The organism is Bacillus sp. LR_5, assembly GCF_042709275.1.
On sequence record NZ_JAVAXX010000063.1, the window covers coordinates 18227 to 27177 of the forward strand.

General features: G+C 47.8%; 8 protein-coding genes. 3 read left to right on the top strand and 5 right to left on the bottom strand.

Translation table 11 applies throughout. From position 1 onward, the window contains the following. Positions 1–8: 8 nt before the first annotated feature. The 4 genes from RAC86_RS15070 to sspI form a co-directional block, all read right to left on the bottom strand. Positions 9–1343, bottom strand: a complete 1335-nt coding sequence (locus RAC86_RS15070; RefSeq protein WP_072566658.1) for a (Fe-S)-binding protein — start codon at positions 1341–1343, stop codon at positions 9–11. Further along, on the bottom strand, positions 1340–2752 hold the full coding sequence (glcD, locus tag RAC86_RS15075; protein ID WP_072566657.1) for a glycolate oxidase subunit GlcD: 1413 nt from the start codon (positions 2750–2752) through the stop codon (positions 1340–1342). Before glcD ends, RAC86_RS15070 begins: the two co-directional genes overlap by 4 nt. 102 nt (positions 2753–2854) lie before the next feature. Then, positions 2855–3961, bottom strand: a complete 1107-nt coding sequence (locus tag RAC86_RS15080) for a CdaR family transcriptional regulator (protein WP_072182842.1) — start codon at positions 3959–3961, stop codon at positions 2855–2857. Between the two features lie 70 nt (positions 3962–4031). Beyond that, positions 4032–4247 carry a small acid-soluble spore protein SspI gene (gene sspI, locus RAC86_RS15085; protein ID WP_003222464.1) on the bottom strand — a complete coding sequence of 72 codons (216 nt, stop codon included), beginning with the start codon at positions 4245–4247 and terminating at the stop codon, positions 4032–4034. A gap of 118 nt (positions 4248–4365) precedes the next feature. On the opposite strand from sspI, the gene RAC86_RS15090 reads away from it, so the two are divergent. Continuing rightward, positions 4366–5112: a TrmH family RNA methyltransferase gene (locus tag RAC86_RS15090; protein WP_072566656.1), complete on the top strand. Its 747-nt coding sequence runs from the start codon at positions 4366–4368 to the stop codon at positions 5110–5112. 66 nt (positions 5113–5178) lie between these two features. Here RAC86_RS15090 and RAC86_RS15095 read toward each other — a convergent pair whose 3' ends face one another. Continuing rightward, complete coding sequence (locus RAC86_RS15095; RefSeq protein WP_072182844.1) at positions 5179–5385, bottom strand: hypothetical protein; 207 nt, start codon at positions 5383–5385, stop codon at positions 5179–5181. A gap of 81 nt (positions 5386–5466) precedes the next feature. Here RAC86_RS15095 and pheS point away from each other — a divergent pair, with 81 nt between their 5' ends. Both pheS and pheT read left to right on the top strand, forming a co-directional pair. Then, on the top strand, positions 5467–6501 hold the full coding sequence (pheS, locus tag RAC86_RS15100; protein WP_014114709.1) for a phenylalanine--tRNA ligase subunit alpha: 1035 nt from the start codon (positions 5467–5469) through the stop codon (positions 6499–6501). 15 nt (positions 6502–6516) lie between these two features. Then, positions 6517–8931 carry a phenylalanine--tRNA ligase subunit beta gene (gene pheT / locus RAC86_RS15105; protein WP_072566655.1) on the top strand — a complete coding sequence of 805 codons (2415 nt, stop codon included), beginning with the start codon at positions 6517–6519 and terminating at the stop codon, positions 8929–8931. Positions 8932–8951: the final 20 nt, after the last annotated feature.

The window sequence follows — 8951 nt, forward strand, 5'->3', positions numbered from 1 at the left end:
GGGCTTTCTTATGATGTTTTGTGTCCAGCTGCTTCCAGCAGCAAATCAGCCAGATGAACGGCTTTGACTTTACCGCTTAGTCCCTCGCGCTCAATGCCGAGCTTCATCTGCAGCAGGCAGCCGGGATTTGATGTCACAATGACGATCGCTTCGGTTGCTTTGACGGCAGCCATTTTACTGTCCAGTATTTTCATAGACATTTCAGCTTCCACGATGTTATAAATTCCCGCTGATCCGCAGCAGCTGTCTGCTTTCTCCATTTCTCTGAATTCGGCCCCCTTGATGCTTTGAAGAAGCTGGCGGGGTTCGAGCGACGTATGCATCACATTTCTTAGATGGCATGAATCTTGATAGGTAATGACCTGGGGCGTCTCGAGCGCTAAGTCCATTTGATGAAAATCGAGTTCAACCAAAACGGATGAAAAATCTTTCAGCTTCTGAACAAATGCAGTGGCCCGCTCCGACCACTCGGGGTCATCCTTCAGCAAATGATCATATTCAGTGAGAAAGGCTCCGCATCCTCCTGCGTTTGTAATGACAGCATCCACGTCTAACGCTTCAAAAGCAGCAATATTTTGTTTAGCGAGCTCTTTCCCCGCGTTTTTTTCACCGCTGTGACCATGCAGTGCCCCACAGCAAGCCTGTTCAGGCGGGATGACAATGTCGCAGCCTGCCAACTGCAGCAGCTTCAGTGTGGCATTGTTGGTCGGTAAAAACATTGTATCCATTAAGCAGCCGGAAAAAAAGGCGACCCGTTTTTTCATGGGGCCGATTGACGGCAGTAAACGCGGCCGATGCTTCATGTCTTTACTTTTAGGGACATCAGGTAGAACAGCTTCCATCGTCCGCAAATGCTCAGGCAGGACGCGAAGCATACCGGTTTTACGCACAGCGGTTTGCAGTCCTGACCGCTGATACAAACCGATAAGGCTTACTGCTGAGCGCATGCGGTTTTGATGCGGAAACAGCTCGTGAAAAGCCGCCTTTCGCATGACACGTGCGCCGAGCGAATGTTTTTTATTTTGGTGGATAATATCTCTGGCTTCCTCAAGCAGCTGTCCGTATTTCACGCCTGACGGGCATACAGGTTCACAGGCGCGGCAGCCGAGGCAAAGTGATAGCGAACGTTCGACATCTTCATCCGGTTCAATCATACCGTCAGCTACGGCTTTCATTAAGGCGATGCGCCCGCGCGGAGAGTGAGTTTCCTGAAAACCCGATTCGATATAGGTCGGGCAGGAAGGAAGACAGAAGCCGCAGCGCATACAATTCAAAAGCTCGCCTTCATCCATACGCTCTTTGAATTCATCTTGGATCTGTTTCATTTCTTTATTTGTTGTCATCTTTCCGTCACCACACGTTTTCTGGCGTCTTTCGCAAACACTTTGCCCGGATTTAATATGTTACAGGGATCAAATGCCGCTTTCATCGCTTTCATCGCGGCAATGCCTTCTTTTTTCAACTTCATCTCCAAGTAGGGCGCTTTCATGGCCCCGACCCCGTGCTCTCCGGTAATCGTGCCGCCAAGTTCAATCGCTTTCTCAAAAATCTCGGCAAAAGCCTGTTCGACACGCTCCATCTCATCCTCATTTCTTATGTCTGTCGTGCATGTCGGGTGAAGGTTCCCATCTCCCGCATGGCCGAAGGTGCAGATGGAAATATCGTATTTGGCGGCAATATCATTAATGGCTTTTACCATATTGGCGATTTCTGAGCGAGGAACGGTCGCGTCCTCTAAAATGGTCGTCGGCTTGAGGCGGGCTAGGGCAGAAAGCGCAGAACGCCGGGCTTCAGTCAGGGCAAATGCTTCCTCCTCCGTTTGGGCGGTCTGAACGGAAACAGCATCGCCTTTTTTGCAGATCGCCTCAATCTTTTCCATATCCCGTGCAACGGTTTCAAGCGTCCCGTCTTGCTCAATTAACAGAACGGCCTTTGCGTTTGTCGGAAGTCCGATTTTGGCATAATCCTCAATGACCAAAAGTGTAGGCTGGTCGAGAAATTCCAGCGTGGCGGGTATGATTTTTGCGGCAATGATGTCTGATACGGTTTGAGCAGCGGCATCGATATTTTCATAAAGAGCAAGCAGCGTCTTCTTTGTTTCCGGCTTTGGAACGAGTTTGACGATGGCTTCTGTCACGATGCCGAGTGTTCCTTCTGAGCCGACAAAAAGGCGTGTGAGATCGTATCCGGCCACATCCTTTGCGAGTTTTCCGCCGGTGCGGATGATGTCTCCATTTGCGAGCACAATCTCCAGTCCAATGACATAGTCGCGGGTGACGCCGTATTTTAATCCGCGGAGCCCACCGGAATTTTCATTGATGTTTCCGCCTATGGTTGATATTTTCATAGAACTCGGATCAGGCGGATAAAACAAACCTTTGCTTTCAACTGCGCGGATCATATCCAGCGTAATGACGCCCGGCTGGACTGTGGCGGTCAAATTTTCTTCATCAATCTCAAGAATCCGGTTCATATGCTTAAAGAGAAGAACTAGTCCGCCTTCGGTCGGGCACGTGCCGCCGCACAGGTTTGTCCCTGATCCTCTTGGAACGATCGGTACTTGATGTTCGCTGCAAACCGCTAAAATTCGTGATACTTCATCTGTATTCCTCGGTGCAATCACGGCATCAGGCATAGACTGAAACTGCGGTGTCGCATCATATGAATAGACGAGACGGCCGGCATTGGAGTCATCAAAGTTTTCCGGTCCGACGATTCGGATCAGCTGTTCTTTTACATCTTTGGTGATCATTTCACCCATCCCCCTGTCAAAAAACGCTTTCAATCTATTGTAAAAGAAAAAAAGCAAAGCCTTCCATGGAGAAACATACAAAAAATAAAACTGAAACTCTCTTTATTTTGTATCTTGATCTAAAAAATAGAGTGCAACATACATCGTGACAATATCCTCTGTGCAGTCAAAACGCAAACCCGTCAGCTGTTCAGCCTTAGACAGGCGATAACGCAATGTATTGATGTGAATATGCATGTCTTTAGCGGTTTGTTTCAAAGACAAATCGTGATGAAAGAAAGTCCGTATGGTATACATAAGCTCCTGATGCTGAAGCGCCTCCCGGAATACTCTTTGCGGAAATTCATTTCGGGTACCCGGGCTGATCTCAGTCAGGCACATATCAAGCTTCAGATCCTCTTCGAAGATGGGGGTTTTTCGCTTAAGGCTGACAGCCAGCGCTTTTTCCGCTTGCTCGTATGAGTCCGTCAGGCTGGAGCTTGCCACAGGCCTTCCGGCACCAGCTGCCGCAAATCGGCTATTTGCGGTATGAGCAAACGAACAAATATGAAGGAGCTCCCGCAAAAGCCGATCCCTTTGTTCATGCTTTGGCACTTCGTGATTAATCAGAATCCGTTCATTTCCCCACCTGATGAACAAATCCGAAGGGTACGCAGATTTCCAGATATGTGTCATTTGCTTAATATCATGAGGTGACCACTCATATCCTTGAATGAGAATCATTTGGCGCCGGGAGGAAAGGTCAACACCGAGAAGCTGGGCTTTCTCAAGAAAACCGGGAGACCACTCTTTTAATTGCAGCCAATCGATCATAAAGGACTCCAGCATTCTCTCACGCCATTGGGACTGCTCTAAATGCCACGATTCCTTAATGAACAGCTCTGTCATTTTCCGAAGCAGCTCCCCGTAAGGCTGAATCTCAGCAGGCTCACCTGTGAGCCCGAAGACGGCGATCACATCACGGTCAGAAAATACAGGGAGATTCAGGCCTGCCTTCACTCCTTTTAGTCTCTTTTCATCTTCTTTTGTAATAATGACGTTGCGTTTCTCTTTTGCGCAGATGAGCGCTCCTTCATGAAATTGTCCGACCCGCTCATCATTTGTGCTTGCCATAATAAGGCCGTCTGTGTTCACAATAATGACTTCACGTTCGTACATTTTTTTGACTTCAGCAATGATTTTTTTCGCTAATAACGGCTGTAAAAACATGGCGTTCCTCCTCATCATGTTTCTATTATATAAGAAAAAAACCGGGCGCTGTCACCCGGTTTCATGAGTCTTATTGGGCGGGTTTTAATCCGCCTTCAAGCGTTTTTAGCATTTCGTTTTTCTCACTTTCGGATGCGTGCTGCCAGATAACCTCGAATAAAACGCCGAGCCCTGGAAGCATTTTTTCTTCACCGCTTTGAATCGCATCCACGATTGTATGCTCAAGCTGTTCCTGATTATTGCCGGTTACATTGGCTATGACGGCATGACGTAAATTAAGATCCATGTAAAACGCTCCTTTTCCTAAAATGTAATATGTATATTCTAACCCTGCACCTGGTTTATTATGTGCCGTTCTTGCGATATAATAACATCATGTTAAAAAAAGGAGAGCCACACAGACAGTGAAACAAATAGAATCGGCAAAAAACCAAAAAGTGAAGGATTGGAAAAAGCTTCACACGAAAAAAGAACGAACAAAAACGAATACATTTCTGATAGAGGGAGAACATCTTGTTGAAGAGGCGTTGAAGAGCCCGGGCATGGTGAAAGAAATCCTTGTAAAGGATGAAACGAAAATTCCGTCAGATCTTGATGTGAGCATCCAGTGCTACGTGCTGAGTGAGGATGCTTTTTCAGCTGTTACTGAAACCGAAACGCCGCAGCAGATCGCCGCTGTGTGCCATATGCCTGAAGAAAAACTGGCGTCGCCTCAGCGGGTGCTGCTGATTGACGCTGTTCAAGACCCGGGAAACCTCGGCACGATGATTCGGACGGCTGATGCGGCCGGTTTAGATGCGGTTGTGCTCGGTGACGGCACGGTGGACGCTTATAACGGAAAAACACTGCGATCGGCGCAAGGATCTCACTTTCATATTCCTGTGGTGAGAAGAAACCTGCATACTTATGTGGATGAATTGAAGGCAGAGGGCGTAAAAGTGTACGGCACGGCGCTGCAAAACGGGGCGCCTTACCGGGACATGTCCCAGGCTGAATCCTTTGGGCTTATTGTAGGAAATGAAGGGGCAGGGGTGGATGCCGCCTTGCTGGAAAAAACGGACTTGAACCTGTATGTGCCGCTTTACGGACAGGCGGAATCACTGAACGTTGCCATTGCGGCTGCCATCCTCATGTATCACTTGCGAGGATAGTGTTGCGCCAAGCGGTGGATTTCTCTATAATAGAACATAATATTTCAAAAACCGTGACAGAGGACCTCAATTTCTGATCAACTGCTTTCCAGGGAGAAAATGCCGCTGACTGAGAGCATTTTTAACGCAGCCGGAAATTGGCTTCACCTCTTGAGTTGTCGCCGGGACCGCGTACACTGCGCGTAAAGGTGAACCGGAATCTGATTCCGTTATGTCAATGAAGCTGACGACAGCATTAGTCTGTCTGAAATAAGGGTGGTACCGCGGCCACAACTCGTCCCTTGTATAAGGGGCGGGTTTTTTTTATTTTCCAAAGACATATGACGGTTTGTTTACATAAAAGGAGGATGCAAAATGGAAGAAAAGCTAAAACAGCTGGAACAAGAAGCTTTAGAACAAGTAGAAGCGGCAAGCTCATTAAAGATTGTCAATGATATTCGGGTGCAATATCTCGGAAAAAAAGGGCCGATTACAGAAGTGCTGCGTGGAATGGGCAAACTTTCTGCTGAGGAACGTCCGAAAATGGGCGCACTCGCGAATGAAGTAAGAGAGCGTATCGCCAATGCAATTGCTGTCAAAAACGAGAAGCTTGAGGAAGAGGAAATGAAGCAGAAGCTTGCTGGACAGACAATCGACGTCACGCTGCCTGGGAACCCTGTCGCAGTCGGAGGCCGCCATCCGCTCACTGTTGTCATTGAAGAAATTGAGGATTTATTTATCGGTATGGGCTACACAGTCGAGGAAGGACCTGAGGTTGAAACGGATTACTACAACTTCGAATCACTCAACCTGCCGAAAGAACACCCTGCGCGCGATATGCAGGACAGCTTTTACATCACAGAGGAAACTTTGATGAGAACGCAAACTTCTCCTGTGCAAACACGGACGATGGAAAAGCATGAAGGCAAAGGGCCGGTGAAAATCATTTGTCCGGGTAAAGTATACCGCCGCGATAACGATGATGCGACGCACTCTCACCAATTTATGCAAATTGAAGGGCTTGTCGTTGATAAAAACATCAGCATGAGTGATTTAAAAGGAACGCTTGAACTCGTTGCGAAAAAAATGTTCGGGCAAGACCGTGAAATCAGACTCCGCCCAAGCTTCTTCCCGTTTACTGAGCCTTCAGTAGAAGTAGACGTAACATGCTTTAAGTGCGGAGGAAACGGCTGCTCAGTATGTAAAGGAACAGGCTGGATCGAAATCCTCGGTGCTGGCATGGTTCACCCGAACGTGCTGAGAATGGCAGGCTTTGATCCGAAGGAATATCAGGGCTTCGCATTCGGAATGGGTGTTGAGCGCATCGCGATGCTGAAATACGGCATTGATGATATCCGCCACTTCTATACAAATGATGTCAGATTTATTTCGCAGTTTAAACAGGCGTAAGAGGAGGATGCTAGGATGTTTGTTTCTTATAAATGGTTAGAGGATTATGTTGATATAAAAGGCATGGACCCGGCTGTTCTTGCTGAGAAAATTACAAGAGCCGGTATCGAAGTTGAAGGAATTGAATACAAAGGGGAAGGCATCAAAGGCGTTGTCATCGGCCACGTGCTGGAGCGCGAGCAGCATCCGAATGCTGATAAGCTGAATAAGTGCCTTGTGGATATCGGAGCGGATGCACCTGTACAAATCATTTGCGGCGCGCCGAATGTGGAAAAAGGGCAAAAAGTCGCAGTTGCAACAGTCGGAGCAGTGCTTCCGGGCAATTTCAAAATCAAAAAAGCAAAGCTTCGCGGTGAAGAATCTAACGGCATGATCTGTTCTTTACAGGAGCTTGGCATTGAAAGCAAGCTTGTGGCGAAAGAGTATGCGGAAGGCATTTTCGTATTCCCGAATGACGCTGAAACAGGAAGGGATGCCTTAGCGGCTTTACAGCTTGACGATGCGATTCTTGAGCTTGGTTTAACGCCAAACCGCGCGGATGCCATGAACATGCTTGGTGTTGCTTACGAGGTTGCAGCGATTTTAGATACAGAGGTAAAACTTCCGCAAACGGATTATCCGGCTGCTTCAGAACAAGCGTCTGATTACATCGCTGTCAAAGTCGAAGATCAAGAAGCGAACCCGCTGTACACTGCAAAAATCATTAAAAACGTCACGATTGCTCCGTCACCGCTTTGGATGCAGACGAAGCTGATGAATGCAGGGATTCGCCCGCACAACAATGTCGTCGACATCACAAACTTTGTCCTGCTGGAATACGGACAGCCGCTTCACGCGTTTGATTATGATAGATTCGGCTCCAAGGAAGTTGTAGTAAGAAAAGCAGCTGAAAATGAAACGATCGTAACCCTTGATGATCAAGAACGAAAGCTTTCTGCCGATCACCTTGTCATTACGAACGGAACGAAAGCGCAAGCCGTTGCCGGTGTCATGGGGGGAGCAGAGTCAGAAGTTCAGGAAGATACGAAAACGATTTTGCTTGAGGCCGCGTATTTCAATGGACAGACAGTTCGCAAGGCTTCCAAAGACCTTGGTTTGAGAAGTGAATCAAGCGTAAGATTTGAAAAAGGCATTGATCCGGCCCGCGTACGTCTTGCAGCAGAACGGGCTGCACAGCTGATCCATCTGTATGCCGGCGGTGAAGTGCTCACTGGAACGGTTGAGGAAGATCACCTGACAATCGAAGCAAATAACATTCATGTATCTGCTGACAAAGTGAGCAGCGTTCTCGGCATGACAATCAGCAAAGAAGAACTCATCAGCATTTACAAGCGTCTCGGTTTTACTGTCGGTGAAGCGAATGACCTTCTCGTTGTGACCGTACCATCACGCCGCGGTGACATTACAATCGAAGAGGATTTAATTGAAGAAGCGGCAAGACTGTACGGCTACGATAACATTCCGTCCACGCTTCCTGAGACAGCAGGAACAACAGGCGGATTAACGCCATATCAGGCAAAACGCCGTAAGGTCAGACGTTTTCTTGAAGGCGCAGGCCTGTCACAAGCTATCACTTACTCACTGACAAACGAGAAGAAAGCGGCAGCGTTTGCGATTGAAAAATCACTGAACACTGTGCTTGCGCTTCCAATGAGTGAAGAAAGAAGCATTCTCAGACACAGTCTTGTTCCTAATCTGCTTGAGTCCGTTTCTTACAATCTGGCGAGACAGGCGGACTCAGTCGCACTGTACGAAGTCGGCTCCGTTTTCCTGACGAAGGAAGAGGACACAAAACCTGTTGAAACAGAACGCGTGGCAGGAGCTGTTACCGGATTATGGCGCAAGCAGCTGTGGCAGGGCGAGAAAAAACCGGTTGATTTCTTTGTCGCCAAAGGAATTGTGGAGGGGCTGTTAGACAAACTGAACGTCCTCGACAGCATTGAATTTGTTCAATCTGAACGCAAACAGCTGCACCCGGGCAGAACAGCGAACATTCTATTGAATGGTTCTCTTATCGGCTTCATCGGCCAAGTCCATCCTTCATTGGAAAAAGAACTGGATATAAAAGAGACATACGTGTTTGAGCTTGATCTTCATGCACTGCTCGCAGCGGATACAGCGCCGCTTGTTTACACGGCGATTCCAAAATATCCGTCTGTGACACGTGATATCGCGCTTGTAACAGATAAATCCGTCACAAGCGGCCAGCTCGAGAGCGTCATTAAAGAGGCTGGCGGCCAGCTTCTGAAAGAAGTATCCGTCTTTGACGTATACGAAGGCGAGCATATGGAGGAAGGCAAAAAGTCAGTCGCTTTCTCACTTCAATATGTCAACCCTGAACAAACACTGACTGAAGAAGAAGTGACAAAGGCGCACAGCAAAGTGCTGAAAGCGTTAGAAGACACATATCAGGCTGTTTTGAGAGGCTAATAAAAAAAGCTTGCAGATTT

What these genes read in the sequence shown, in the direction of transcription:
- pheT (WP_072566655.1), top strand. Translation starts at nt 6,517, where the DNA reads ATGTTTGTTTCTTATAAATGGTTAGAGGATTATGTTGATATAAAAGGC.
- RAC86_RS15070 (WP_072566658.1), bottom strand. Translation starts at nt 1,343, where the DNA reads ATGACAACAAATAAAGAAATGAAACAGATCCAAGATGAATTCAAAGAG.
- RAC86_RS15080 (WP_072182842.1), bottom strand. Translation starts at nt 3,961, where the DNA reads ATGTTTTTACAGCCGTTATTAGCGAAAAAAATCATTGCTGAAGTCAAA.
- pheS (WP_014114709.1), top strand. Translation starts at nt 5,467, where the DNA reads ATGGAAGAAAAGCTAAAACAGCTGGAACAAGAAGCTTTAGAACAAGTA.
- glcD (WP_072566657.1), bottom strand. Translation starts at nt 2,752, where the DNA reads ATGATCACCAAAGATGTAAAAGAACAGCTGATCCGAATCGTCGGACCG.
- sspI (WP_003222464.1), bottom strand. Translation starts at nt 4,247, where the DNA reads ATGGATCTTAATTTACGTCATGCCGTCATAGCCAATGTAACCGGCAAT.